Raw genomic sequence first — 26,962 nt, forward strand, 5'->3', positions numbered from 1 at the left:
AACTGGCCTGGAACCGGCTCTATTCCGCCGAAGCCTGATCATTATATAATATAAGCATCTTCAGCAGGCTGGGAAGGAGTGGTTGTCATGAGCCAGAATATTACATATAAAATCTATACGATGTGCATGGTGCAGAACGGCTCGAAGGTGCTGCTGATGAACAGGCCCGACAGCAAGGGGTTCCCGGGCTATATTGCACCTGGCGGCAAAGTCGAGTTTCCTGAAAGCATTGTCAACGGCGCGATCCGGGAGGTGCGGGAAGAGACCGGCCTGGTGGTGAACGATATTATTTATAAGGGGCTGCAGGAATGGTGCGAGCCGAGCACCGGGCTGCGCTACATGGTGTTTAATTATTTGGCCACATCGTGGGAGGGAGAACTGCTGCAGGACCCGCCCGAGGGCGAGCTTTTGTGGGTAGATATCCAGGACGCGCTTAAGCTGCCTATGCAGGATTGGTTCAGGGAGCGGTTTCCGCTGTTCTTTGAAGAAGGAACGTTCGAGCACAGCGATGTATGGGATCGTGAAGCGGATCTCGTGCTGGACAGCACCCGAAGGAAGTATCGGGACAAGGCGCTTGAAATCGGTATGTGAGAGGAGGCTGTTCCGTATTGATTCCCCATCCGATCAATCATCTCTGTTTTTCCGTCTCCAATCTCGAACGGTCGATTGCTTTTTATCGGGATGTATTTGAGGCGAAGCTGCTCGTGAAGGGAAGAAAGCTTGCTTATTTCGATCTGCAAGGCTTGTGGATTGCCCTGAATGAGGAGGATGTGGACCGCAGCGGCGAGGCAGGAAGCTACACGCATATTGCCTTTACAATGGAGGAGGCTTCATATGAGACGGTTCTCGAGCGGCTGAATAAGCTGAACGTTCAGGTGCTGCCCGGGCGCAGCCGGTCGGAACAGGACAGGAAGTCCATCTATTTTCTTGATCCCGATGGTCACAGGTTTGAGTTCCACACAGGAACCTTGGCCGATCGGATGGCCTATTATCGTGCCGAGAAGGACCATATGATCTTCTATGATCAGGAGGCATAGGAGCTTTAATATTGCATGATCCACGAGACTCGTTCCCGTTATCGGTGAACGGGTTTCTTAGGTTTCAGCCCACTCAGATGGCAGTTGTTGAGGCATTCTTTAATCTACGGATGGTTCAACCTTGGCGTGCTAGAAATATTATCCTACTTTGTACTCAATTTAGAGAGATCGTTAACGAATTGGCAGCCATGTGCCGATATAAACATCAAGACTGTAAAAAAAACGACTGAGACCGTAGTACAAAGGAGAGAAATACATGAGCGTAAACAGAAAGACAACGAAGTTGTTCCTTATCGTTGTGATGATGTTGGCGATGGTATTCCCTACCAGCGTATTCGCCGCTGCCGGCGATGTAACTTCCATCGAATTTGACACGAAAGAAAGCACGATTCAACTCATAGTAAACGAGAACACAAAGCAGTTGCGCGTATTGGCCAACATCGAAGGCTCCGCCACCAAGAAGGATGTGACCAATGACTCGACCTGGACGTCGTCCAATACGAGCATCGTCCGGGTGGAAAGCGGTTTGTTGACCCCGCTGAACAAAGGTACGGCCACGATTACAGCAAGATACAAGGGCGCTGTCAGCACCATTGACGTTAATGTCAGCTACCTGTATGACGAGCTGAAGCTGGACCTGCCGGATAAAGTGGAATACAAGCTGGGAACCGAAGGCTTGTCTGTCAAAGCGCTGGCGGACGGCACGAATGATGTGACCAGCGAAGCAAGATGGACAAGCTCGGACAGCAGCGTTGTCAAGGTTGACAAAGGAAGCCTGACGCTGGAAGGTCTGGGTACAGCAACGATTAAAGCAGAGTACAAAGGGCTCAGCGCTTCTGTTACCGTTAAGGTTGTTGCTCCGTTCAAGAAGCTTGCGATCATCCCTGGAGATGACCAGGAGCTTCTGGTTGGCGATGCGCCGGTGGAGCTGAAGGTGTATGCGAAGCAATCTGAAGCGGACAGCGGGCTGGGAACGGATGTGACGGATGAGGTTAAGCTCGTATCGTCGAACAGCTCGGTTGCGGTCATTGAGGACGGCAACAAACTGAAGCCGGTGGCTCTAGGAAAAGCAACGATCAGCGTAAGCCATTTGGGCAGCCATGCCCAAATTGACGTATATGTTCGCAATCCGTACGAAGCGATTATTCTGGATCAGACCGACTTCATCAAGAACCCGATTCTATTCATGAATGAGTCGGTTGCGATCAAGACGAAAGTGAGAAACGCAGCGACACAATCGATCGAGGTCAATGGCGAGTGGACGTCTTCCAATCCGCTTGCGGTTACGGTCAATAACGGTGTCGTGACAGCTAGAGGCACAGGAACGTCCACGGTCAAGGTCAGCTACATGGGCATCAGCCGCGAATTTACGGTTACGGTGCTTCCTACCGTGACCAGCTTCGAAACGGAGGAGACAGAGCTTGAGCTGCTGAAGTCCCAGTCCCAGTCTTATCCGAAAGTAACAGGCACTTTGCTGAGCGAAGAGAAGCAGGATTTCACCAAGTCGGTCACATGGACCTCCAGCGACGATACGATTGTTTCGACTGAGGACGGCAAGATCAAAGGGCTCGAATCCGGGGAAGCCGTTATTACCGGGAAGATCGGAACACGGGAAGTGGCGAATATACGGGTAACGGTAAGCGAAAAGGTACTCGTTCTGCTGCCGGAAGTTGAATCCTATCAGCTGGTTATCGGCAAAACAACCGAGCTGCCAAGCGTCACCGCTGTATTTGAAGACGGCGAGGAGAAGGATGTGACCTCACTGGTGAAATGGTCCTTGTCCGGCTCCCAGGCAGTCATTAAGGACAACACGATCAAAGGTCTGGTGAAGGGATCGGCCACCCTGCGTGGGGAGTACCTGAACGAGTCGTTGAAAATTCCTGTCTCGGTGGAGCAGGAAGTCGTCAAATTTGTAGTGGAGCCTCAGAACATTGAGCTGAACATCAAGAAATCCAAATCGATCAAGGTAACAGGCTATTACAGCAATGGCAGCACCGTTACCCTGTCCACGAAGATGAACTGGGTATCGTCAGATACTTCGGTTGCAACAGTGTCAAGATCGTCTGTCAGGGCTGTGGGCGAAGGAACAGCGACGCTGACGGGCTCCTATCAGGGCAAAGAGCTGAAGGTGGATGTCAAGGTGGTGCCGAAGCTGAGCAAGCTGACCGCTAGCGAGAAGAAGCTGAGCTTGAAGCCAGGTGATATTAAAACCGTTACGCTGACTGCGCTCTATGATACCGGTCTGCAGACGAATGTAACGAGCAGTGCGGAGTGGACGACGAGCAAGGCAAGCGTTGCGAAGGTAACGAACGGAAAGATTGAAGTTGTTGGCAAAGGCACAGCCAGAATTAAAGCAAAATTCGATACCAAAACAGTGACGATTACGGTGACTGTCAAATAGGATCATAGACATTAGAAGCCCTTCTCCGGTTGAACCGGAGAAGGGCTTTTTTACTATGCCGACCGGAAAGGCAGCTGCGTTGATTCTCCAAAGGGGCCATCGATATAGTTACCTGACGTGTCCCCCTGTGCAGGCAACGAATATACTGGGACTAGGTTAGTTGGAAAGGCGGGGAGATTATGGCCAAGGTCAACATGAGCTCCGCATTGCCAGACGGAATTCTGGTTCGGGGAAGCGATTCTTCCGTCTATTTAATAGAGCGGGGAACCAAGCGCCCGATCGCCGACCCGGAGTCGCTCTATCATTACAAGCTCAGCCTCAAGCACATGATTAGGATCGAGGATGGCTTTCTGAACGAAATGGTCAACGGAGAGATGATTAGGCGGTGCGGGGATTATGTCAGACATAGTCCCTCCACCCTGCTGGTGAGAGGCGGTGATTCGGCGGTTTATGTGTGGATGGGAGGGCGGCTGTTTCCGATTGCGACCAGCGGCATGTTTCGCAGGCTATGTTACCAGGCCCATCAGCTTGTCAATTTGCCGGATTCGCTTATTGCCTCTTTGCCACGCGGAGAGCTCATTGATGATTCGTTCTTTCTGTCTCATTCTGCAATCGACGGCAGGCTGTATTCCGGGCCGGACGGATTTATATATTATGGTGAACAGCGCAAGCTGAGAAAACTGGAAGTGCCGTCGCTGTTCTCATATTTTCGTTGGGATGTCGGGCAATTGATTTATCTCACGGGCGAGGAGTTTGCCAACAGCCCGATTGGCGAGCCGATTGCTGACTTCCGGTCGACGTTGTCTGCCTGACGTTCTAGGGCGCGTAGTTTCGGCTAACGAGGAAGGGGGAAACCCGTTGAAGGTGTTGCTGGTCACCATTTTTTTAATCCCGTATGTCGGTGGCGTATGGAAATATATGCAGCAGGTCAAGCAAGGGCTGGAGGCTGACGGACACGAAGTGGACATGATCGGGGACGGAATTGATGGCTTTTATGTATACGGGGGCGGTGAACACCGGAAGGTGCTCAAAAGTCATTTCAGACCGATGCTGCAGCACAAGCTGAACCCTGCGAGCGCTTCGCCGATCACCTCCGATCCTTGGGTCAGAGATGCGGAAGTGGAGCGTCTGACGCTGGAGCTGTCTTTATCCTATCTCGGACTGGAGCAGTACGACATCATACATGCCCAGGACGTGCTGGCTGCTTCGGCCGTAAGCCGCGTCAAGCCGGCGCAGACGCCGCTCGTGACAAGCATCCATGCATCGGTTGCCCTCACGATTCGGGATGTGCTGCAGGCGGATCCGAAGTATGCCGACCCGCTGAATTCCCTCGTATGGAAGTATTACAAAACGATTGAATATATCGGTGGCAACGCCAGTGACCATGTGCTGCTGGCCTCACGCTGGCTGCGGGACGTGATGGTCCAACAGTTTGATATCCCGGGCAACGGCATCAGTCTCATTCCGTATGCGATGGATATTCCCGCTTTTGAGCACAGGCTGAACGCCGAGCATAGGCTGCAGCGGCCGACAGACCGCAAGGTTCTGATCAGCACGTCGCGGCTCAGTCCGGAAAAGGGGGTTCATGTGCTGATTGAAGCGCTCGGACAACTGCACAAGCAGCGGCAGGATTGGGAATGCTGGCTCGTTGGCGATGGAGACAAGCGGCCGGAGTATGAGCAGCTCGTTCACAAGCTGGGGATTCAGTCCTCCGTTCATTTCTGGGGGACGAGGGAGGATGTCCCGAGTTTGCTGACACTGGCAGACATATTTGTTATGCCAAGCATGATGGAGACCTTGTCCTATTCCGTCATGGAAGCGCAGCTGGCCGGGCTGCCGATTGTCTCCTCCGATGCCGGGGGGCTGAAGGAAGCGGTGAGGCATGAGGATAACGGGCTGCTGTTTCCGGCAGGGGATGCAGGCAAGCTTGCCGAGTCACTGGCGCTGCTGCTTGCAGATGAAACGTATCGGAACCGGCTGGGGAAACGGGCCAGGAAATGGGCGCTCGTCCATCGGGATCTGGAGACGATGATCAAACGCTTGCTTCAGGTCTACCGCCGGGAGCTCAAGCGAAAGCAAGCCTAACGTTGTATGGGGAGGGAATCGTATGGGTACAGAGCTGGTAAGCGGCGATCAGTATAATGATCTTTTTCTGGCTCCGGCGTCACATCCCTTTCTGCTCGTTGACAAGGCGATATGGGAGCGAGTGAAGGCGAATTTGCCGAAGGGTTATTTTATTCCCGATTATAGAATTATTAATCACTTGAAGCATATGTGACTGAATATGTGGGGAAAGGCTGGGGTAGGGATGGGAACATCGAATTGGCAAAATATATCGTTCTGCGTGGAGCTGCTCCGTCAAACCGCACCGAAATCGGTGCTGGACGTCGGCGTCGGCTTCGGCCGCTGGGGCGTGCTGTGCCGCGAGTTTCTGGACGTATGGGAAGGGCGTGTATTCCGCGAACAGTGGACGACCAGGATTGAAGGGATTGAAGTGTTTCCGAAGAATATCGACGCCTATCATGCTTACTTTTACAATCAGATTCATATTGCCGAGGCGGCTGCATTCATTCATACCGCTGTACAGCCCGGACAGTTCGATATGATTATCCTCGGGGATGTGCTGGAGCATTTTACTAAGGAAGCGGCTGTTCCCCTGCTGCAGGCGTGTATCGGAAAATCGCGTTATGTGATGCTGAACGTACCGATCGGTACGAATTGGCCGCAGGGCACAACGTATGGCAATGCGTATGAGACCCATCGCAGCACCTGGACGCGCGAGGAGCTGGATCAGTATCCGGTAGCTGCGAAGCAGCATTTCAAGGATTATATCCAGCGCGATTTCTCAACGTATCTGTTTGCTGCATCCATGAAGACCGGTTGATCCGAAAAAATGGGGAGGTGCTGAGCCCAATGAACGCTGCTTACATCCATACGAGGGTACCTGTGGAGCTGCTGTTTACTGAATTTATACCGGAGGAGAGACGCTCGGTCATTGACCATTTCACGGAAGCCTGGTATGACTACCACAAGCGATATGCCAGCCGATCCATCGCCCGCTTGACCCCGCATATTCAGCTGTTCCGCTATTTCATGGGTCAGGAGCAGAGCCCGGCACTGTATCTGGAATGGTATCGCATGATTCATACGACCCGGCAGCTTCAGCCGCCGCTGACGGATGCAGCGCTTCTTCAGGAGCGGCGAGCGGTATACGATCATATGCTGGCCATGCTGAAGGACTCTCCGGCCCGATTCGAACAATTCCCTGCGCTCGTAAGATATAACCGGGATCGCGGTTATTTCAACATTGCGGACGGACATCATCGGATCGTCTTTCTGTATTGCCACGGCATTCGCCATATTCCGGTCCGAATGACCCGCGAAGATTATGCGGACTGGATGAATGAACGCGAGCTTGGGGCCGTCGCCGAGGTGTTCAAACGATATCATCGGAGCCTGATCTATACGCCGATCCTGCATCCGTCTTATATGAACATGCGCAGCGAGCGTGATTCTAAGTATCCGACAAGATTGGATAAAATACTGGATTGCTTGCAAACGCTGCCCTTGCCCGGAAAAAGGGTGATTGATATCGGCTGCAACATCGGCTACTATGCCCGTTACTTCAGCAGGGAAGGCGCGATGGTAACCGGAATCGATCCGATGCCGGAACATTATGAGCTGGCCCAAGCGCTCAATAAGCTGGAGCGGGTCCCGTTTGATCTGCGGCTGGAGCGGTTTGAATCGGCCCATCTGCCGGAGAGCTATGACATCGGGCTGCTGCTGACCGTGTTCTACCACATCATGAACATCGACCATGTCCGGGAAGCCTTCCTGCGTCAAATCAACCAAACGGTGCATGGCTTGTTGTTCTGGGAATCCGGCGGAGCGCCCGACATGGAGAGATCGGTGCTGCTGAACGGAACGCATTTTAACCGATATGAAAAGCTGGCGGTCACGGAAGGGACAGGAAAGCGGCGGGAACTGGGTGTTTTTTTTACCGCCTAGTGGAACCGAGGCGGGAGGGGGGCGGCTTCACTGGCTGATGTTTTCAGCTAGGCGAGGGCGCTCCCCCTATTACATATAGGAGTGCTGCTGCTTGTCAAAAATTTACCAGAAGGTATAATTTTTATAGGATAACGAAGAGAAGAGGAAACCGCGATGCTGATGCGAAACGAGGAGAAATGGCTGGAAACATGGCCACGAATACGAAGCAAGGGCAAGGCACGATATATTGTGACAAGAGGGCTGCTCCGGGGGCTTCTCATCTATCTGGTGTGGGCAGCCGTCACCTGGTTTTGGGATCGGGAGCGGTTTTCACCGGAACATTTTATGGACAGATATTATATCTATTTTGTGTTATTTCTGTTGTATGGCTTCTTGATTTCCGCCAGTTCGTGGAAGGGAAACAACATGAAATACGATAATCTGATCAAGCACGGGAAGGCGAAGAAGGATACTTCGAATTAGGCTGTTCTGGTGCGGGACCTGAAGCGGATCGAGTTGAACTTGATATGGCGGCGGCAATCCCGGCCTTGGCATTCTATAGAGCGGCAAGCCCATGTGCAGGTTTCAGTTAAGCCTTCGAGGGATGGTATACTGATCTGGATACGACATAAGGAAGGACAGAGGGCATGTGGGTGCAGCGAATGAGTCGAAGAAAAGAATCAATGAACGGAGGATGGACATGAGCGGTGGTCATGATCCGGCTGCTGACAGCATGCTGGAGCTGTTCAGTCCGTCTGCCAGGCCGCGTATAGCGGCGGCGACCCGCTTTGACATGCGCAAGGTGATTGAGGTCGAGTTTGTGTGCAGGCTATTTCACGGGGACGATCAGCGGGCGATGCTGGGGCTGGAGATGCGCGTCGGATTGAAGCGGCTCTATACGGTGCAGCGGCTGCGCGAATTTCTGGTCAGTGTGGAGCTGGGAGAGCCATATGAAGTGACAAGGCATTTTACATATGATCCGGAACAGCATAGTTTCAAAGCGGAGGATGACAAGCTGATTCAGGAAATGATCCGCATTCATCGCAATGACAGCATGGTGATGGAGGTTATTCGCGGCTCGGCCGCGGCCCGCAAGAAAGCGAGCGGGCTTGACCGAATGCTGCTTGTCACACCGATGGTATGGCCGCTTATACAACCGCTGCTTGCAGAAGTGCCCGCTGCGTCATTCACAGACAATGGGCTTCTCTCCGAGCCGCTTCAGTTCAGCCGTGAGGCATTGCCGGTCCGATTTGCGCTCGACGAGGAAGGGGATGAGCGATATGCCTTAAGGGCGGAAGGGCTGGACAGGCTGATTGTCATGGACAGCTACGGCATGGCTCTGTCCGGGGGCAAGCTGATTTCGATAGAAACGGAATCCTGCCGCCGGTTGTCTGCGCTGAAGGCAATGCTTGAATCTGCGGAGGGAAGCCGGCTATCTATTGCGCCTGAGCAGGTCGAGCCTTTTATGGAGAACGTGATCCCGGGATTGATGAAAATCGGACAGGTGAAGGTAGGACAAGCGATTGCGGATCGGGTGATCAAGACGGAGCTGTCTGCCAGACTGTACCTGGACAGAGTCCGGGGCAAGCTCCTTGCCGGACTTGAATTTCAATACGGCCACATCGTCATTAATCCGCTGGATGGGCATCGAGTGAAGCGGCATCCCGGCTCCATCCTTGTTCGGGACGGAGCGCGGGAGCAGCGGATTCTGGAGCTGATGGAGGGCGCGGGCTTCGCCCAGACCGAGAGCGGATATTTCATGGAGGACGAGGACAGCGAGTTTGAATTTCTGTATGAAATTGTGCCTCAGCTGGAAAGGCTGCTGGTCGTGTACGCCACCTCGGCGGTGAAGGAGCGGATCCTCCCGGAGCATGCTGTGCCGAAGGTGAGTATTGATGTGGATGAGCGAACAGACTGGCTGGAGCTGCGGTTCGAAATGGACGGCATCTCCGAATCGGAAATTCGCAAGGTGATAAAGGCGCTGGAAGAGAAGCGGAGGTACTACCGGATGCCAAGCGGCGCCTTCATGCCTCTGACCGGCGGAGAATTCAAGGCATTGGTCGATGCGATGAACCGCCTTGGCGCATGGGGAGCTGAAGTGCAGGGGGATCGCTTGCGGCTGCCTGCGGTCCGCGGCATGCAGCTGATGGATATGCAGGATCGTTCTTCGTCCGTACAGCTTGGCAAATCGCTTCGCAAGCTGCTGGCGAACATCCGGAATCCTGACCATCTTGACTTTGCGCTGCCGCCTGCGCTGGAGGGTGTGCTTCGCGAATATCAGCAATACGGATTCCAATGGATGAAGACGCTGGCTGCATATCGGTTCGGCGGCATTCTGGCTGATGATATGGGGCTTGGCAAGACGCTGCAGAGCATCGCCTATCTGCAATCGGTGTTGCCGGACATTCGGGAATCCGGACAGCCCGCGTTAGTCGTAGCCCCGTCTTCCCTGCTGTATAACTGGCTCCATGAGTTTCAGAAGTTCGCACCGGATATGAGGGCGGTTGTGGTCGACGGCGCGTTGAAGGAGCGGCGGAGCGCTTTGAGCGGGCCGATGAAGGCTGATGTGCTGATTACTTCGTATCCGCTGCTGCGCAGGGATCTGTCCCGCTATGCCGGACTTTCCTTCCATACCCTCATCCTGGACGAAGCGCAGGCGTTCAAAAATTACACGACGCAAACTGCCCAGGCCGTCAAATCCCTCCAGGCCCGTAACCGCTTTGCCTTGACCGGAACGCCGATGGAGAATCGGCTGGAGGAGCTGTGGTCCATTATGGATGCGGTGTTTCCGGAGCTGTTCGGCGGCAGGAAGGCGTTTCAGGAGCTTTCGCCGGATGAAGTGGCCAGACGTGTGCGACCGTTTGTGCTGCGCAGGCTTAAAAGCGATGTGCTAAAAGAGCTTCCCGACAAAATTGAAATGACCCAGACGTCGGAACTGATGCCGGAGCAGAAAAAGCTGTATGCTGCTTATCTGGCCAGGCTGCGCCAGGAGACATTGAAGCATCTGGATTCGGACGGCTATGGCAAGAGCCGGATACGAATTCTGGCCGGGCTGACCCGGCTTCGTCAGCTGTGCTGCCACCCGGCTTTGTTCGTGGAAGGATATCGTGGCGGCTCGGCGAAGCTTGAGCAGCTGATGGAAACGCTGGAGGAGTGCCGCAGCGCCAGCCGCAGAGTGCTCGTATTTTCGCAGTTTACGCAAATGCTGAAGCTCATCGGACAGGAGCTTGGCGACAGGAGATATCCATATTTCTATCTGGATGGCGAAACCGAAGCGGCAGAGCGAATGAAGCTGAGCACCCGCTTTAATGAAGGGGAGGGCGACATCTTCCTCATCTCGCTGAAGGCTGGGGGAACCGGGCTGAATCTGACCGGCGCCGATACTGTTATTCTATATGATCTGTGGTGGAATCCGGCCGTGGAGCAGCAAGCGATGGACCGGGCCCACCGGATCGGACAGACGAAGGTGGTCCAGGTCATACGGATGGTCGCCCGGGGCACGCTCGAAGACAAAATGCTGGAGCTGCAGCAGCGGAAGCAGCATCTCATTGACGAGGTGATTCAATCCGGTGAGGATAGGCTGGCAACATTGACGGAAGAGGATATCCGGGATTTGCTGCAGCTGTAGCGGCAGTCATCCGTGCGTTCGCGTCTGGTTAGCGGCAGCTATCCGTGCGTTCGCACCCGGTTAATGAGCTGTAACCTTGTCCTGATCCAATATATGTTATTATTGTTGGCATGATGGAATATAAGGTGGAGGTGGAAACATGTCATTAAAGTGGCTGGATTGGGCGAAGGAAATGCAGGCGATTGCGCAGGCGGGACTTGCCTATACGAAGGATGTATATGATGAGGAGCGGTTTGAGCAGCTGCGGAATTTAAGCATAGCGATTATGCAGGAGTATACCGATGCGGGCAGCGATAAGATCCGGGAGTTGTTTGCAGATGAGCGCGGATATCCGACGCCGAAGGTGGACATTCGGGGCGTAATTTTTCAAGAGGACAGCGTATTGCTGGTCAAGGAGAAGGCTGACGGTGCCTGGGCGCTGCCGGGAGGATGGGCGGATATCGGGCTGTCTCCGGCTGAGGTGGCTGTGAAGGAGGTCCGGGAGGAGTCGGGATATGAAGTTCAGGCTGTCCGGTTGCTCGCTGTGCTGGACAAGAAGTTCCATGCACATCCGCCTTCGCCGCATCATGTTTACAAAATGTTTATTCATTGCAGCATCGTTGGCGGCGGTGCAAAGACCGGCGTAGAGACGTCGGAGGTTGGATTTTTCAAGATGGACGAACTGCCGCCCTTGTCGGAGGAACGTAACACGAAGGCGCAGATTGCCCGGTTGTTTGAATATGCGAAGAACCCTGAGCTGCCGGTCTGGTTTGATTAATGTAATCCATAGGAGAAGGACTTGATGTGTTGTGAAGGCATTTAAACCATCTATCCGTGAACAAGAACAGCAGGATGACCGAAGATTCAAAACGAGGGTGAACCTGCTCTTTTTTATTATCCGGCTGGCTGTGCTGCAATTCGTGCACGGGCCGGAGACTGCGGCCCAAGAAGGCGGGGGGCAGGTCCGCACCTTTCCGCTTCAGCCGATGCGCGGCAGCATCTGGGATGCATCCGGGACCCCGCTGGCCTACTCGACCTCGTCGAGTTCGCTATATATGACATTGATGAAGGATTACAGCAATAATACCGAGAGCGGGATGGAGAATCGCCCGGAAATACTCCGCATCGCCGGGGAGATGGCGGAGGCTTTTCAACAATACGGTGATCCGAAGGCACCGGTCATGACGCTGGACGATGTGATCACTGCGCTTGATCTCGAATACCGAAAGCAGCTTGGCTATGAGCCGAGGCTGGTGAAGTCGAATCTGTCGCATGAGGAGATTGCGTTCTTCCTGGAGCATCGAGGTCAATTTCCCGGCATTCAAATCGTGGAGGAAAGCGACAGGCATTATGATCCCGATACGGTTGCCGTGCAGACGATCGGATATTTGAAGCGGTTTGAGGGCGCCAAGTCTCTGAAGGAATATGAAGCCCAGGATGCAGCTAACAAGGAGGAAAGCGACCCGGGACTGATCTATTCGGAGAAGGAATATGTCGGTTACGACGGTCTGGAGCGCATGTTCCAGAAGGAGCTGCGAGGAAAGAGCGGGTATATCAGCATTCCGATTAATCCCCGTAATATGATTGACGGAAATCCGGTGATGGTGCCGCCTCAAAAAGGATACGATATCCACACCACCATCCACCGGGACATTCAGCTTGCGGCCGAGAAGGCGATTAAGGACCGTCTGGACTGGCTTCACACCCATCCGGTGTCCGGCAAGCTCCATCGTGATGCGCTGAACGGCTACGCTGTGGCGATGGAGGTCGAGACGGGAAATGTCGTAGCGATGGGGAGCATACAGGATTACGATCCCAATGTGTGGGTGAATGGCGGGCCGATTCCGGAGTCTGCGGTGAACGCTATGGGCAACGGAACGATCTCGCCGTACAACTCGGGCAGATCGGGCAGCGGCTTTGATTCAATTCTGCTGCTCGGCTCCACGATCAAGCCGCTTTCCGTACTTATCGGGCTGAATGAAGGGTTCTTCGGGCCGAATGATGCTTATTTGGATCAGGGGGGAGCTTATTTCGGCCGCGCAGGCAGCGAGTCGTATGTCAGCAATTCCGGCGGGCACAGACTCGGATATATCAAGCCGCATGAAGCGATTGAGAAATCATCCAACGCGTTCATGATCGATTGGGTCGGAAAGAAACTGTATGCCAAGTATGGCGGCGAGAAGGGTGTCAGCGTCTGGGATCAGTACATGAAGGAGTTCGGACTTGGGGTATCGACCGAAAGCGGTCTTCCCGGTGAGCATCATGGCGTGATCAACTATGACAAGACGGCCGCGACCGGAAGCAATCTGTCCTCGCTCGTGTACGCTTCCTTCGGACAGCAGGGCAGATACAGCACACTTCAGCTGGCGCAGTATACGGTGATGCTGGCGAATGAGGGCAAGCGGATCAAGCCGAACCTGGTCAGCAAAATTACGGATCAGAACGGGAATGTGGTCCAGGCGTTTGAACGTGAAGTGCTGAATGAGGTGGAGTTCTCCAAGGAGCACTGGGCGGTCATCAAGCGCGGCATGAACACGCAGGGACTTGCCGGCTTCGAGGGCTTCCAGTATGACTTTGCCCGCAAAACCGGCACCTCCGAGCAGGAAACAAGCAAGGGCATCATCAAGGATAACGGCATCTTCATCGCCTATGCGCCGCGAGAGAACCCGAAGCTTGCGGTGGCTGTGGTGATCCCGGAGGGCGGCTTCGGCTCCCAGAGTGCGGCGCCGGTTGCCAGAGCGATTTTTGATGCTTACGACGAAGTCTATGGCCTGGACGGAACACCGCATCCGAAGACGAAGACAGAGGAAGAGTGAAGATATAACGAAAGAACGTGGGACAAGGGGCACTTGCAGAGGGTGCCCCTTGTTTTTCATATCAGGAATGTTTCGTACCGGTGCGGCAAGGCAACACGCTTGCTGCCGATGCCTGAACTCTGATTATAGTTTTAGTAAGGATTCTGCTTTACCTTGAGCACTTCCGACAGGAAGGCGAGGGCAAGCCCCTGGCCCCAGCCTTGTATCCGTTTGTCGGGAACGCCTTTATATCCTTCGGCATCCTTCATAACAGCCGTTCCGGCCGACACGCCGGTAACCGCACCATCCTCGGTAATGCGGGCGAGGATGCCGTCGATGGATCTTTGCGTATATTTATGGTAGATGCGCCCTTTCGTAAGCAGGGCGGTGGCGATGCCGGCCGAGCCCGATGTTTCCAGCGGGGAGTCCGGATCGTTGACAATGGTGTGCCACAGCCCGGATTCATGCTGCAGTCTGACAAGGGCGCTTAGCTGGTCCCGGAGCGATCCTTCGATGATCATGAAGGAAGGATGTGTGACCGGCACCAGCTCCAGCGCCCGGGCCATCGTGACCGCCGCCCAGGCGTTGCCGCGGCACCAGAATACGCCGGACATGTGATTGCCGGCTATATTGTCCCAGCCGTGATAGTACAGGTCGGTGACCGCATCCTGGAGACAGTCTTCATGTCCATGGTATTGGCGCAGGCCGTCCTCCAAATAATCCTCCTCGTTCAGCAGCGAGCCGATGCGGAGCAGGAAATAGCCGGCCATGAACATCGTATCCACCCATGCCTGCTCCGGGAAGTTGTATGTCTCCGAATTGACGGTATGCTGGAAAATTCCGTTTCCGAAACGGACGGCGTCATGCTTTAAATATTCGGCCATCGCTTTCGCGGTTTCGATATAGCGCGCATCCTCATACACCTCATACAGCGTCAAGAGCGAATGACCAATAGAAACGCCGTTGACCGACAGCTTCGGCAGCCCGTCCTCCATATTGTCATCTACCCACGCTTTGAGCTTCTCCATATATTCCATATTGCCGGTAGCCTCATAAGCTTGGCAGACACCGTAGAAGGCGACGCCCCCTGGCCAATCCCAACTGAAATCCATCCGAAACGTCCGATCGACAATCTGATGAATCGTCTGACGAATCCGATCTTCATCATATACAAGTGCGGGCATGGAAAATTCTCCTTTCATGATAACGAACTCCATGTGTACTGTAGCTGAATTGTAGCCATAGCAAGTATTATCCTTTCAAACCGGTGGTGCTGATGCCTTCCACGATATATTTTTGAAAGATAAAAAACACAATCACAACCGGCAGCAGCGACAACGTCGCCATCGCAAACATCCCGCCCCAGTTGTTCAGCGATTCGCCGTCCAGGAACAGCTTGAGCGCAAGCGACACCGGATATTTCTCCGGATTGTTCAGATAGATCAGCGGATTGATGAAGTCGTCCCATCTCCAGTAGAAGGAGAAGATCGAGCAGGTGATCAGCGCCGGTACGATCAGCGGAACGACGATCCGGAAGAAGATGCCGTACTTGCTGCACCCGTCAATCTTGGCGGCTTCGTCGAGCTCCCTCGGAATGGTGCGGATAAACTGCATCATGAGAAAGATAAAGAACGGCGCTCCGAAGAAATGCGGAACGATCAACGGCTTAAAGGTCGACAGCCAGCCGAATTTGGCAAACATGACGTACTGCGGCACGATAATGACATCATGCGGCAGCATCATCGTGACCATCATGCAGGCGAACCAGAATTTCTGGCCGAAGAACCGGGTTCTCGCCAGCCCGTAAGCGACGAGCGCGGAAGAGATCACGGCACCGATGGTGGAGATGATCACGATAATGAACGAGTTTTTGAAAAAGGTAGCAAACGTCGTGCCGGCAAACCCCTGCCAACCGGTGACATAGTTTGCGAACTCCAGCCGGCTTGGAATGAGGCTGTAGGCCGTGGCGAAAATTTCGTTGTTGGGCTTCAGGGAGCTGGCAACCAGCCACAGGATCGGATAGGTCATGCCGAGGGCCAGCAATCCGACCAATATGTGGTACGTGAAGCGTCCGGACTTGGTCATCGGTCAGTCTCCTTTCGATTCGTAATGAACCCAGGCGGTGGAGGATTTGAAGATCAGTGCGGTGAAAATCCCGACAATCAGCAGCATGATCCATGCCATCGCGGAGGCATATCCCATCTCGAAGTGCGAGAACGCCTTGCGGTACAGATACAGCGAGTACAGCAAGGTCTGATCCAGCGGGCCGCCTTCCCCGCGGGAAATGATGTACGCTGGCGTAAAGGTCAGAAATGCCGAAATCGTCTGCAGCGTCAGGTTAAACAGAATGATCGGGCTCAGCAGCGGGATCGTAATTTTGAAAAACCGCGAAACCGCATTGGCGCCGTCCACGCTGGCGGCCTCGTAATAGTCCCTGGGGATATTTTTCAGACCGGCCAGAAAAATAATCATCGAGGAACCGAACTGCCATATCGACAGGGCGACCAGCGTCCACAGTGCCGTGCTCGGATTGCCGATCCAAGAGGTGGAGGATGGGATGCCGATCAGCGACAGGAACGAGTTGACCAGACCCTTGTCTCCAAAAATCTGCTGCCACATAATCGCCACCGCCACGCTTCCCCCGATCAGGGACGGAAGATAGAAGGCGGAGCGATAGAGGCCCACCGCCCGAGTGGAGGCGTTGAGAATCATCGCAACGAACAGGGCGAAGATGAGCCGGAGCGGAACGCTGGCGAAGACATAAGTGAAAGTCACCTGAAATGACTTGGCGATCTTCGCATCTTCCATGAACATCCGTTCATAGTTGGCGAGGCCGAGCCATCGCGGCGCTTCCATCAGGTTATAGTTGGTGAAGGAGTAGTACAGTGACGAAAGAATGGGATACAGTGTAAAAATCAAAAAGCCGAGTATAAACGGAGCGGAGAATACGTACCCGGTGATGTGCTCGTTCTCCCTGAGCTTCTTCATAAGCTTCAACCCCTCAGTTTCAAGTATGACAGCCTCTCACTCACTTATGCCGAAGAAAGAGGGCATTCCCGGCGGCTTGGGAACAAGCTCAAGGAAATGCCCCGTTGTTCAGCAACGATAAACGTATATGGCTATTGCTGCGATCTTGCCAGGATAGCATTCGCCTCGCTGCGGAATTCGGCAGCCGCATCCTCGATAGAGATCTTCTTGAACAGAATCCGCTCGCTTAAATCGCGCAGCAGCTTCTCGATTTCCACGGCGCCGATCGGATTTGGCGGATCTCCCGGACTGCTGTTCTCTTCAGCCCAGGTGACATACTCGAATATTTTGGCCTCATTCTCGGACAGGAGCGGAAGCAGCTCTTCCTTGACCTTGGAGGATACCGGCACGCCGCGCTCGCCCATAATCAGCTTGTTGGCCTCGATGTCGTTGACGAAGAAGCTGATGAATTTAGCAGCCTCCTCCTTGTTCTTGGAGGACTCCGTCACCGAGAAGTACATGGAAGGCTTGAGGAACAGCCCTTCCTTGATGCCGGGACCCGGCATCGGGTGGAGCTCAAGCGGACGGTCAGGCACCAGATTCGCTACAGCAAGGAACTGGTTCGACCAGCCGGTACCCGAGATGGAGTTGCCGAGCACGATTTCATCCTCCTCGGCTACGCCTTTTTTCTGCGCTTCCTTATCGAGCGAAAGGATATAGCCGCTGTCATACCAGCGCTGATATCTTGTGAAATAATCAATGAAGGCCTGATCATCAGGATAACCGATTGTCTTTCCGTCTTCGCTGTACATTTTTTGTCCAATCGTTCTCAGATAGTAAGGGAAGAAGACGTCATGGCGGTAAGCAAACCCGCCGATCTGATAGCCTTTCTCCTTGGCCTGGGCTCCTAATTTGTCCATGTCGTCCCAGGTCCAGTCCATCGGCGGCATGTCGATCCCGTTTGCTTTCATCGTCTCTACGTCAAACGTGGTTTGAAGAGCATTAACCCCGAGGTTCATGGCGACCAGCTTGCCGTCTACCTCGCCGCCGCTCAGGGCGTTCTCGCTGATGTCGTCCACATTCAGCGATCCGCTGTCCATGAAGGGCTTCAGATCGGCTAACTGGTTGCGGCCCGCATATTGGTTCAGATAGGAGATATCCATCTGAATAATGTCCGGCAGCCCTCCGGCCACCGCTTGCGGTGCAAGCTTCTTCCAGTAGTCGTCAAACGGGGCGTATTCAGGCTCAATCGTGACATGAGGATTCTGCTTCTCGTACATTTCAATGACCTTTAGCGTGTAATCATGCCGAGATTGGCCACCCCACCAGGCGATGCGAAGCTTGACGGGGGTGTTGGCATCTCCTGCGCCGGCGGCAGGCGCCGCATCGGTGCCGGTTGCTTCCGGCTGCTCGGCGGCTCCTCCACCCGCACAGCCGATCAGGCTTCCGATCAGAGAAAACATCACAATCCAGGTGAGCACTTTTTTCATTCCATTTCCTCCCCTTGTTAGAACGTTACCGACAGTTTTTTGATAGTGCTTACATTACCAATTATTAAATGCCGAAGAGGAAAGGGTAAGGAAAAAAACCGTGCTGTTTGTTTAAAAAGCAGAGATTTCCTCCTTATTTCAAACCTCTTTTTTCATATATTCGGAAGGGGTGCAGCCGATCTGTTTCTTGAACACCTGGCTGAAGTACTGGGGATTGTCGCCAAAGCCGAGCCGCTCTGCCATTTCAAATATTTTAATGTCCGGGTTCTCTTTCATCAGCACCGTGGCCTGCTCCATGCGGCGTTTCATCACATAGTTGGAAAATTTCTCACCGGTTTCCTTCTTGAACAGCTTGCCGAGATAGTCGGGATTCATATATAGCATTTCGCGGGCCACAACATTTAGCGACAGATCCGAGTTGCCGAGCTGGTCCTCGATAATATCGAGCACCTTGCGGACGATGGCATTATATTTGAACGAATTCCTGTCATAGTTGCGTCCGGCAATCTCCTTGACGGTGTCATCGAGGACCGCTTGAATGGCCTGAAGCGTGTTCCCTTCGGCGAGCTCGGAAATCCGTTTATACTTCTGGCTCATCTCAGCAGGGTCGGCAAGCCGAATGAGCGCTACGTATTGCTGGATGGCATAGGACTTGGTCAGCTCAATGCCAAGCTGGGCTTCCTTGAGCTCCTGGATGAAATCGGCCAGCGCTTGCTGCGCCTCCTGCAGATGGCCGGATCGGACGGGCATGCACAAGCGTTCCTCATCCAAACTGAACGAGCTGGCAGAGCGATCGGTATCGAGCGTGTCCCTCGCCGTAATGATGCCGCTCTCGTCCAGATAGAAGCGGTAGTTCAGACACTGGAGGGTGTCGCGGTACAGCTTCCTCGCTCTAGTGATAGGGCCCGGATCACTGATCGCGATCGTCAGGTCCAGCTTGTAATATTGACGGAAGGTGCAGCGGATATCCTGGATGCGGTCATGCAGGGGCTCTTCCGCCGCATCTTCGGTCAGAACAAGGATATGCTGCCCGATGGTTGTGCTGAGCAGCGGTCTGTCGAGAAGATCCTCGGCAATGTTCTTGACGGCGAACTGATGCTCGAAGTCGGCTTCCCCCTCCGGCTGGAACAGAAGCAGTCTGACAGGATGGTCGAAATCGTATTGGAACAGGCCGCGGTATTCCTCCAGATCATGGCGTCCGTAGGTTTTGTTGGTCACGAACTCTTTGAGGACCTGTTCTTTTACATGCGGGAGCACTTTATGGAGCCTTCGTTTCATATCGAGGATGAAAGATTCTGTCCGCCTGCGCTGGGACAGCTCTCCAATGACTCCCTGCAGCGCTTCTCCGATCTTGGACTCGTCGGTCGGTTTCAGCAGATAATGCTTGACGCCATACTGCATGGCCCGGTTGGCATATTCAAATTCACCGAATCCCGACAGCAGGACAAATTGAATGTGGGGGTGGGTAGCATGCGCCTTGGCTACGAGCTCCAGCCCGTCCAGTCCCGGCATCCGAATATCGCAAATGACGATATCCGGGGATTCGCTGACGATGATGTCGTATGCCGCTAGTCCGTTCTGAGCGGTGCCGATCAGTACGGTTTGGTAAGCCGCCCAGTCCACCATGCGGGAGATGCCATCCAGAATGATGCGTTCATCATCTACCAGAAGCACTTTGTACAATCGTCATTCCTCCGTTTCCTTAGGGAGTATAATGATGATGCGGGCGCCCCGCCCGGACACTGGATCGATCTGCAGTCCATAGTCCTCGCCATAGGCCAGCTTGATGCGCTCATCAATGTTCAGCAATCCGATGCCGTTGCCGGTTGCTGCAGCTTCGCCTGTGCGAAGCTGCTCCAGCATATTTGCAGGGATGCCGGGACCGGTATCCTCCACGATGATGCGAAATGCCCCTTCGTCCTCGTCTGCGTGGATCGAGATATGGCATGGGGTCATGGCAGGCTCAAGGGCATAATGTATGGCGTTTTCCAGCAGCGGCTGGATCGTGAGCTTCGGAATTGTGCGACGGTCGTATCGCGTGTCCACATTCATTGAAAATTCAAGCCGCTCCTCGAAGCGGAATTTCTGAATAATGATATAATGCTTCACGATTTCAAGCTCCTCCCCGAGCGTGATCATCGGCTGTTTCAGGCTGACGGAATGACGCAGAAGGAAGGCGAGCGCCTGGACCATATCGGAGATTTGGGTTTGTTTATTCATTTTGGCAATCCAGTTGATCGACTCCAGCGTGTTATACAGAAAATGCGGGTTGATCTGGGCCTGCAGTGCCTTGAATTCCGTCTCTTTGATCAGCAGCCGGTTGGCGTAGTTTTCCGTAATCAGCCCGTTGATGCGCTCAATCATAAGGCGGAAGGTGCGATGCAGCAGTCCGAGCTCATCCATGCCGACCGGAGCGGCATCGGGCGGAAGAACACCGGCCTGTGCGAAATTGCCTTTCTCCGCGAGCTTCATCCGTGCGATCAAATATTCAATCGGGCGGGTAAGGCCGCGGCTGAACCGGATGCCAAGCAGGATGGCCACCGCAAAAATGACGATAAATACGATGATCACCAGCTCCTTGATGAAGATGACCTGGCTGAACGTTTTGTTAAACGGGGTGAGGCTGATATAGGTCCAGCCTGTATTGCCGGATCGGCTGTGAGCGACAAAAAAGGCTTGTCCTTCAAGCTCTTGCGTGAAGTACCCGTTATCGGATGTTATCGAATGCAAAATTTCGTCCGGGTTAAGTGGCGGAACGGCAGGAAAAATAACGTCGGAGCCCGAAATCATAATCAGATCGCCGTCTTCGGAGGCTGATTTTTTAACAATTTTATCGATATTGATGCGGATAATGAGCGTTCCAAGATAATTCAGATCGAACAGGGTGCCGGAGTAGGAGCGAATCTCTCTGGCCAGCACCAGGGCGGCATCCTGGTCATCCGGGTAGATCCAGGCCTGGGCGCCCTGAGCATCACCGGCGAGCTGCACGATATGCTGCTTTTTGGCGGTATCGATCGGAATGACATTGCCGGCATCATGCGTGTGACCCTGCTTGTCGACCAGCTGGACGGAATGAAGCATCGGCTCGGAACCGGCGTAATTGAGCAGGAGGTCCACGAGCCGCTGGCTGTGGATGAGCCTGTCATAATCCGATTCACTGCCGGAAATCGAGCGCAGCAGACTCTGGATTTGGGTATCGGTCATGATGGTGAAGGATACTTGCTCGATGCGTTCAAGCTCCGCCTCGATGGCGGAGGAAGACAGGTGGAGCACCTGCGATGATTTGAGGTAGAGCTGTTCATCATAGATGGAGAAAGCATATTGCTGGACGATGACCGCAAACGTAAACGCCATGACAACAATGAAGGTGATGAGCAGCGACAGCTTGTTTTTGATTTTCATATTTTTGTAGAGAGCGATCCATCGATGCACGGCAACCTCTCCTTGTGGCAGTGGAATATGAGACGACGGCAAGGTGAATGCGATGTTGTTTACACATTATGTACTCACTTGAAAACGCTGTCAATATAGCGCGGTATGAACGGATTTTCTGTTATTGATGAGACGCCGGGTGCCGCGAAAGGAAGCTTGGCCGCTCATGACCGTGCTTGACATCATCTCGTCGGTTTTTTGAACAAGGTGATCGGTTTAGGCCATTCATGGGACAGGAGGGGTCAGGCATAATGATCTTAGACGTTATGGAGGGATACGCATGGAGTCTGTAGTGCAGGTGTGGCAATTTGATTTTGGAGCGGTGAAAGCAGCTGCGGAAGGCTATATTCCGGTAAGTGCAGACACCAGGTATGAGGAGGCGGCAGGTTATGGCTTCACGAACGCGGGGAGCGTAACGAATATTTCGCGAGATGAGGAGACCGGGCTACGCTGCACCTCGCTGATTCCGGTGAATGCATCGTTTCGGATCGATGTACCGGACGGCAATTACAGAATTGATCTGCTGATTGGTGATGCGAGATTCGAGACGGAGACAAGTGTAAGAGGCGAGGAAGGGCAGCTGCTGCTGCACCGGCTGCATACGCCGGCGGGGCATTTCGAGCGTTACAGCTTCGCTGTGCAGGCTGTGGATGGCACCATCATTCTGACCTTCTCCGGCCGGGCTCCGCGCATCGCTGCGCTGGAGGTGAGGTCCGTTCCGTCCAGCTCGATCTATATCGCGGGGGATTCGACGGTGACGAATCAGCCAGCCGAGATGTATCCATACGCAGGGTGGGGGCAGATGCTCCCCCTGTATATCAAGCCTGATCTTGTCGTGCGTAACTTCGCTCTGTCCGGCCGCAGTTCCCGCAGTTTTATTACAGAGGGGGTGCTGGACCGGATTGTGAAACGGCTGAAGCCAAATGACTATGTGCTGATCCAGTTCGGCCATAACGATCAGAAGCTGGATGAGGCCCGGCATACCGATCCGTTCACCACGTATAAAGAGCATTTGAAGGTTTACATCGACGCTTGTCGGGAGAGGAAGGCGACGGCTGTCCTCATTACACCTGTGCATCGCCGGCATTTTGACAGCGAGGGTACGCTGATTGACACGCATGGCGATTATATCGCCGCTGTGCGGCAGCTGGCGGAAGAGGAGCAGGTGCCGCTGGTTGACCTGGCAGCCATGAGTGCGGAGCTGTTTGCCAGGCTGGGACCGGAAGGGACCAAATCAATTTTTATGTGGGGGGCGCCGGGGGAATTTATTCGGTTTCCAGACGGGGTACGTGATGATACCCATTTTCAGGAATGGGGCGCGATCCGGCTGGCCGAATTGGTTGCACAAGGTTTGAAGCAACAGCAGCTTGAGCAGCTGCATATGTATCTGAAGTAAGTGGGAATCCAATCGAGCAGGGAGCGATGTTAGATGTCGAAAGCTGAAACGCTATGGATCATTCCGGACGGATACATTCCGCCGTCAAGCTGCGGGGAACTGGTCAGCCATGAATCGGTCTGTGTGCTGAACACCTCGGATCAGGACGCGGAGGTGACGATTCATGCTTATTTCGAAGACCGCGAGCCGCTGATGAATATGCAGGCCATCGTGCCTGCGCGAAGAACACGCCATATTCGAACGAGCTCATTAATTGCGGGCAGCGAACGGATTCCTCCCGGTGTCCCCTATGCGATGGAGGTGCGGAGCTCTGTGCCTGTATATGTGCAGTACAGCCGGCTCGATTCCACGCAGGCGGAGAATGCTCTGATGAGTGTTATGGCTTTTCCGGTGAGGGAGTAGGGAGCGAGTTCGGGGAGTCACATTCAGGAGGAGTTGTTACAGTTAAGCTTGCTACCGCTAATGTTCGTCAAACACTGGAAGAGCATGCTAAACTAGAGATTATTGATGATGGCATGGCGGGGAGCACTCTCGCAGCCGAATCGGACGTCATCTTTTAACCAGCCCATTCATATATTTAAGCACTGTCATAGTACAGTTCTGAAAGCGATGAATGGGGGAATGATCGATGGCCAAACAAAAAAGAGGAAAATCACTATGGCATCTGCCAAGCCGAGCACGCGGCACTTGTCCAATCTGCGGCAGCACTCGCACGAAGCTTCTCTATCCCCGCACGAAAACTGACGGTACGGCTGTCAAGGTATGCAAACGTTGTGATGGGGCACCGCAATCGAGAGTAGATGCGGTTTAAGGGTGGAGATGGCCGGTCGCGAGGTGTTGTTCCGAAGCAAGTGGATTACGTTTGTAGCAAGAAAACAGCCGGTTTAGCCGCTCCGGAACGGCTGGACAGATCATGATGAAATCAAACATTGACGAAGACAAGGGCCACTCGTGCGAAGGCGACGGGGGCCCTTGTTATATGGATTGAAGCTGTGGTCGAGGCTATGAGCTTGCATGTTCAGCTTTTTGAGCGAGGAACAGTGCGGATGCCAAGTAATCGCTGTTGTCGAGAATCATCCGGTCATGCTGAAACACGGTTTCCCACAGTGACAGGTCAAGCAAAGCGCCTTCGTCGCGCAGCTCCAGTGCGTCCAGGTGGCGGGTCTGATCCTCTTTCAGCTGCTCGGTAAAGTAATGATATTCAAGGATGTCCTGGCTTCCAAAGCCGCTGTCAAGAAAGGCCTGTTTCCATTCCTCCCGCTTCATCAGCCGCGGAATGCCGAAGAAGTTTTGCAGTTCCGAGAGCTTTGCCTCCGGCATGTTTTTGTCCAGAATGAGCTCGCGGTCGTACAGCTTGCCGCCGGGAGCCAGAACCCGGCTATATTCCGGAAGAGAACGGCTTGTATCGGTGAAGACGGTCACGGATTCTGCAATAATGATGTCAAACTGCGCATTCGGAAACGGAAGGGCACAGACATCCGCTTGCAGAAACTCGACCTCAACCTGCATCGTTGTGGCACGAGTCCGCGCTTTGTTCAGCATGTGCTCATTCAGGTCAATGGCTGTCACATGATGTCCCTGCTCGGACAAATAGCAGGCGGTTCGTCCGGTTCCGCAGCCAACCTCAAGAATCCGGCTGCCCGGCTCAATCGGATAGTTCTTCAGCAGCCGCAGCGTCGCTTCAAATCCGCCGGGGTGGGCGCTGCCCATACCGAGTTTTGACAGCATATTAATGTAGTTCATGTTTGTAAGCATCCCTTCTCCCTATAATCAGCACCAACACATTCGTTTTATTTACCATATGATGGAGGTACGTCTTTCGTTTAAGCTGAATTTAATATTTTGAGCCCTTTTTATCGGGAAGGGAAACTGGGCTGTTCCGGTGTCCGGAATAGGCATTGGGGGAAGGTAACGATGAGGATGGAGCCGATGCTGGCTGCGGAGCGAATTATTGAGGATTCGTATCCGGACTGTTTGCTTGCTGTGCTGGGCGGGAGCGCAGGACGCGGCGAGTTCAACGAATTTTCCGATTTGGATATTGCGGTTGTCAAGCGTGACGGGGAAGAGCTCCAGCGGAGAACCATAGAAGCTTGCGGCTGGGTAGTAGAGCTGTTTCTGCTGCCTATAGACGTATATCGTACTTATTTTGACCATGGAATTATGGCGGGGAACCCGACCCTGCAGCGGATTATTGCCGAAGGCAAAGTCATTCGCCGCACACCGGATGGCGACGAGGTTCTGCATGAGGCGCAGAGCGATCTTCGCTACGGACCGTTGCCCCTGGTTTCATCGGATATTGACGCATACCGTTACATGCTCACAGAGTACATTGCTGATCTGAGAAGTGTGCGGCCGGGAGCGGAGCTATGGTTCACCGTGCAAAAGATTACAACGCTGCTATGTGAGTTTGTCCTGCGCGTTCATAATCAGTGGACAGGAGAAGGCAAGACGCTGTTTCGCCTGCTGAGCGCTTTCGATCCTGACTTCTCGCAGCGGCTGGAGCAAGCGATGGAGGCGATCTATCATCAGGATGAGCCCGCTCAGCTGATGGATCTGTGCGCCGATACGCTGAATGCCTATGGCGGGTTTCTTCTTGTCGGATACGAAGAATAGGCTGAGGACAAGAAGGACAATCGCCGTTCCCGAGAGGCTGCATCACTAATAGATTAATATTGTGATTACATCACGCAACCTTATTTTTTCGGGAGGGATTGCCATGAGCGGAGCATACGGTGGTTTCTGGGGAACTTCTACAGGTGTGGTTCTGGTCCTCTTCATCCTGCTTGTTATCATCACAGTTGCTTGGGTTTAATCCCACCATGGGCAAGGCATCCTAGTAACGCGCGATACACGAGATAAAGACCCGGCCGTGAGGCCGGGTCTTTATCATTTCATGGATGAGGGGAAGCAGAGTTTTGTTAATAAAAGAGCTGGCCTGACGGCACTCGCGTGCTGATGACCAACTCCTGAATTCCTTATTTGTATACTTTTACGCGATCTTCAATAGGAGCGAATTCTTTGTCTCCAGGCTCGGCTGCCGGTTTGCCAAACGGCATCTGGGCGATCAGCTTCCAGCTGTCCGGGATGCTCCACTCGGCTTTGACCTTGTCGTCGATCAGTGGATTGTAATGCTGGAGCGAAGCGCCAAGACCTTCTGCCTCGAGGGCTGTCCAAACGACTAACTGCAGCATGCCGTTGGATTGATTGGACCATACCGGGAAATTGTCTGCATACAGTGCAAAGTTTTTCTGCAGGTCTGCAACGACATCATTGTCTTCAAAGAACAATACCGTACCGTAACCTGCACGGAAGGAAGCCATCTTCTCGGCAGTGGATTTGAAAGCATCTCCATCGCCAACCACTTCTTTCAGAATTCCTTCTGTAATATTCCACAGTTTATCATGCTGTTCACCAAGCAGGACAACGACACGTGCGCTTTGGGAGTTGAAGGAAGACGGCGTGTATTTCACGGCTTCATTCACGATTTCTTGGATCCGTTCGTCAGAGATGACAGATTCTTTCGTGATGGCATAGTAAGAACGGCGCTCTTTAATGGCTGTAGAAAAATCTTTGGACATGGGTAAACCTCCTGCTATCGTTGTTTTTGTACCAAAAATGGCCAAGCTTCTCAGATACAAACCTGATTTAAGATTTCCCTGTAATCAGGCGAATATGCACGAGGGAATTCCAATGGAAAAATCCCTCGTTAATCATTATTCCCTACTTACTTACAAATGGTAAGGAATAATATTTATGTAAGGATAATATTACAAATTCGTCATCGCTGTCAAGAAGAAAATTAAACATTCAGACGTCTTGTGAACCAAATCCACGAAAATGACAAAAATCA

General features: G+C 53.4%; 25 protein-coding genes. 17 read left to right on the top strand and 8 right to left on the bottom strand.

Going from position 1 to position 26,962, the window contains the following annotated elements; all coding sequences use genetic code 11:
• Window positions 1-87 precede the first annotated feature (87 nt).
• From MKX64_RS18730 to MKX64_RS18785, 12 genes are all read left to right on the top strand, one after another.
• Entirely contained in the window at window positions 88-591 is a 504-nt protein-coding gene (locus MKX64_RS18730) for an 8-oxo-dGTP diphosphatase (RefSeq protein ID WP_095265872.1), read from the top strand.
• 20 nt (window positions 592-611) lie between these two features.
• Window positions 612-1,037: a metallothiol transferase FosB gene (fosB, locus tag MKX64_RS18735; RefSeq protein WP_413773606.1), complete on the top strand. Its 426-nt coding sequence runs from the start codon at window positions 612-614 to the stop codon at window positions 1,035-1,037.
• A gap of 256 nt (window positions 1,038-1,293) precedes the next feature.
• Window positions 1,294-3,438, top strand: a complete 2,145-nt coding sequence (locus tag MKX64_RS18740; RefSeq protein ID WP_095265870.1) for a hypothetical protein — start codon at window positions 1,294-1,296, stop codon at window positions 3,436-3,438.
• Window positions 3,439-3,617: 179 nt separating this feature from the next.
• Window positions 3,618-4,250, top strand: a complete 633-nt coding sequence (locus tag MKX64_RS18745; RefSeq protein ID WP_341036997.1) for a hypothetical protein — start codon at window positions 3,618-3,620, stop codon at window positions 4,248-4,250.
• A 52-nt stretch (window positions 4,251-4,302) separates the two neighbouring features.
• A complete protein-coding gene (locus tag MKX64_RS18750) occupies window positions 4,303-5,523 on the top strand; it encodes a glycosyltransferase family 4 protein (protein ID WP_330163972.1) in 1,221 nt (406 codons plus the stop codon).
• A gap of 22 nt (window positions 5,524-5,545) precedes the next feature.
• Entirely contained in the window at window positions 5,546-5,716 is a 171-nt protein-coding gene (locus MKX64_RS18755; RefSeq protein ID WP_155617955.1) for a hypothetical protein, read from the top strand.
• 30 nt (window positions 5,717-5,746) lie between these two features.
• Window positions 5,747-6,322: a methyltransferase domain-containing protein gene (locus MKX64_RS18760; RefSeq protein WP_095397782.1), complete on the top strand. Its 576-nt coding sequence runs from the start codon at window positions 5,747-5,749 to the stop codon at window positions 6,320-6,322.
• 29 nt (window positions 6,323-6,351) lie between these two features.
• Complete coding sequence (locus tag MKX64_RS18765; RefSeq protein WP_095265866.1) at window positions 6,352-7,446, top strand: class I SAM-dependent methyltransferase; 1,095 nt, start codon at window positions 6,352-6,354, stop codon at window positions 7,444-7,446.
• A 153-nt stretch (window positions 7,447-7,599) separates the two neighbouring features.
• On the top strand, window positions 7,600-7,908 hold the full coding sequence (locus MKX64_RS18770) for a hypothetical protein (protein ID WP_095397783.1): 309 nt from the start codon (window positions 7,600-7,602) through the stop codon (window positions 7,906-7,908).
• 217 nt (window positions 7,909-8,125) lie between these two features.
• Window positions 8,126-11,053 (top strand): DEAD/DEAH box helicase, encoded by a 2,928-nt coding sequence (locus MKX64_RS18775; protein ID WP_230875669.1) that lies wholly within the window; start codon window positions 8,126-8,128, stop codon window positions 11,051-11,053.
• 139 nt (window positions 11,054-11,192) lie between these two features.
• Window positions 11,193-11,810: an NUDIX hydrolase gene (locus MKX64_RS18780; protein WP_341037002.1), complete on the top strand. Its 618-nt coding sequence runs from the start codon at window positions 11,193-11,195 to the stop codon at window positions 11,808-11,810.
• 31 nt (window positions 11,811-11,841) lie between these two features.
• Entirely contained in the window at window positions 11,842-13,848 is a 2,007-nt protein-coding gene (locus MKX64_RS18785) for a peptidoglycan D,D-transpeptidase FtsI family protein (RefSeq protein ID WP_341037004.1), read from the top strand.
• Between the two features lie 131 nt (window positions 13,849-13,979).
• Here MKX64_RS18785 and MKX64_RS18790 read toward each other — a convergent pair whose 3' ends face one another.
• The 6 genes from MKX64_RS18790 to MKX64_RS18815 form a co-directional block, all read right to left on the bottom strand.
• The gene (locus MKX64_RS18790) at window positions 13,980-15,011 is read right to left on the bottom strand and encodes a glycoside hydrolase family 88/105 protein (RefSeq protein WP_095397786.1); all 1,032 of its coding nucleotides are present in this window, start codon (window positions 15,009-15,011) and stop codon (window positions 13,980-13,982) included.
• Between the two features lie 67 nt (window positions 15,012-15,078).
• Entirely contained in the window at window positions 15,079-15,855 is a 777-nt protein-coding gene (locus MKX64_RS18795; protein ID WP_425320444.1) for a carbohydrate ABC transporter permease, read from the bottom strand.
• Between the two features lie 60 nt (window positions 15,856-15,915).
• Window positions 15,916-16,815, bottom strand: coding sequence for a carbohydrate ABC transporter permease (locus MKX64_RS18800; RefSeq protein WP_095265860.1), 900 nt, complete (start codon window positions 16,813-16,815; stop codon window positions 15,916-15,918).
• Window positions 16,816-16,946: 131 nt separating this feature from the next.
• Window positions 16,947-18,284, bottom strand: a complete 1,338-nt coding sequence (locus MKX64_RS18805) for an ABC transporter substrate-binding protein (RefSeq protein ID WP_095265859.1) — start codon at window positions 18,282-18,284, stop codon at window positions 16,947-16,949.
• Between the two features lie 138 nt (window positions 18,285-18,422).
• Window positions 18,423-19,967, bottom strand: coding sequence for a response regulator transcription factor (locus tag MKX64_RS18810; protein WP_095265858.1), 1,545 nt, complete (start codon window positions 19,965-19,967; stop codon window positions 18,423-18,425).
• Between the two features lie 3 nt (window positions 19,968-19,970).
• Window positions 19,971-21,716: a cache domain-containing sensor histidine kinase gene (locus tag MKX64_RS18815; protein WP_095397788.1), complete on the bottom strand. Its 1,746-nt coding sequence runs from the start codon at window positions 21,714-21,716 to the stop codon at window positions 19,971-19,973.
• 280 nt (window positions 21,717-21,996) lie between these two features.
• On the opposite strand from MKX64_RS18815, the gene MKX64_RS18820 reads away from it, so the two are divergent.
• The 3 genes from MKX64_RS18820 (at window position 21,997) to MKX64_RS18830 (ending at window position 23,923) form a co-directional block, all read left to right on the top strand.
• Window positions 21,997-23,112, top strand: coding sequence for a rhamnogalacturonan acetylesterase (locus tag MKX64_RS18820; protein ID WP_095397789.1), 1,116 nt, complete (start codon window positions 21,997-21,999; stop codon window positions 23,110-23,112).
• A gap of 33 nt (window positions 23,113-23,145) precedes the next feature.
• Window positions 23,146-23,514, top strand: coding sequence for a sensory rhodopsin transducer (locus MKX64_RS18825; RefSeq protein WP_095265855.1), 369 nt, complete (start codon window positions 23,146-23,148; stop codon window positions 23,512-23,514).
• Between the two features lie 226 nt (window positions 23,515-23,740).
• Window positions 23,741-23,923 (top strand): hypothetical protein, encoded by a 183-nt coding sequence (locus tag MKX64_RS18830; RefSeq protein ID WP_095265854.1) that lies wholly within the window; start codon window positions 23,741-23,743, stop codon window positions 23,921-23,923.
• A 191-nt stretch (window positions 23,924-24,114) separates the two neighbouring features.
• Here MKX64_RS18830 and MKX64_RS18835 read toward each other — a convergent pair whose 3' ends face one another.
• Entirely contained in the window at window positions 24,115-24,855 is a 741-nt protein-coding gene (locus MKX64_RS18835) for a class I SAM-dependent methyltransferase (RefSeq protein ID WP_095397790.1), read from the bottom strand.
• Window positions 24,856-25,026: 171 nt separating this feature from the next.
• Between MKX64_RS18835 and MKX64_RS18840 the strand changes: the two genes are divergently transcribed.
• Together MKX64_RS18840 and MKX64_RS18845 are read left to right on the top strand one after the other, a co-directional pair.
• Window positions 25,027-25,725, top strand: a complete 699-nt coding sequence (locus MKX64_RS18840; RefSeq protein ID WP_095397791.1) for a nucleotidyltransferase domain-containing protein — start codon at window positions 25,027-25,029, stop codon at window positions 25,723-25,725.
• A 103-nt stretch (window positions 25,726-25,828) separates the two neighbouring features.
• Window positions 25,829-25,924, top strand: a complete 96-nt coding sequence (locus tag MKX64_RS18845; RefSeq protein ID WP_095265851.1) for a sporulation protein YjcZ — start codon at window positions 25,829-25,831, stop codon at window positions 25,922-25,924.
• A gap of 163 nt (window positions 25,925-26,087) precedes the next feature.
• On the opposite strand, the gene MKX64_RS18850 is transcribed toward MKX64_RS18845, so the two are convergent.
• Window positions 26,088-26,690: a nitroreductase family protein gene (locus MKX64_RS18850; RefSeq protein ID WP_095265850.1), complete on the bottom strand. Its 603-nt coding sequence runs from the start codon at window positions 26,688-26,690 to the stop codon at window positions 26,088-26,090.
• Window positions 26,691-26,962 lie beyond the last annotated feature (272 nt).

The organism is Paenibacillus sp. FSL M8-0334, assembly GCF_038000405.1.
Lineage (GTDB): Bacteria > Bacillota > Bacilli > Paenibacillales > Paenibacillaceae > Paenibacillus_AQ > Paenibacillus_AQ campinasensis.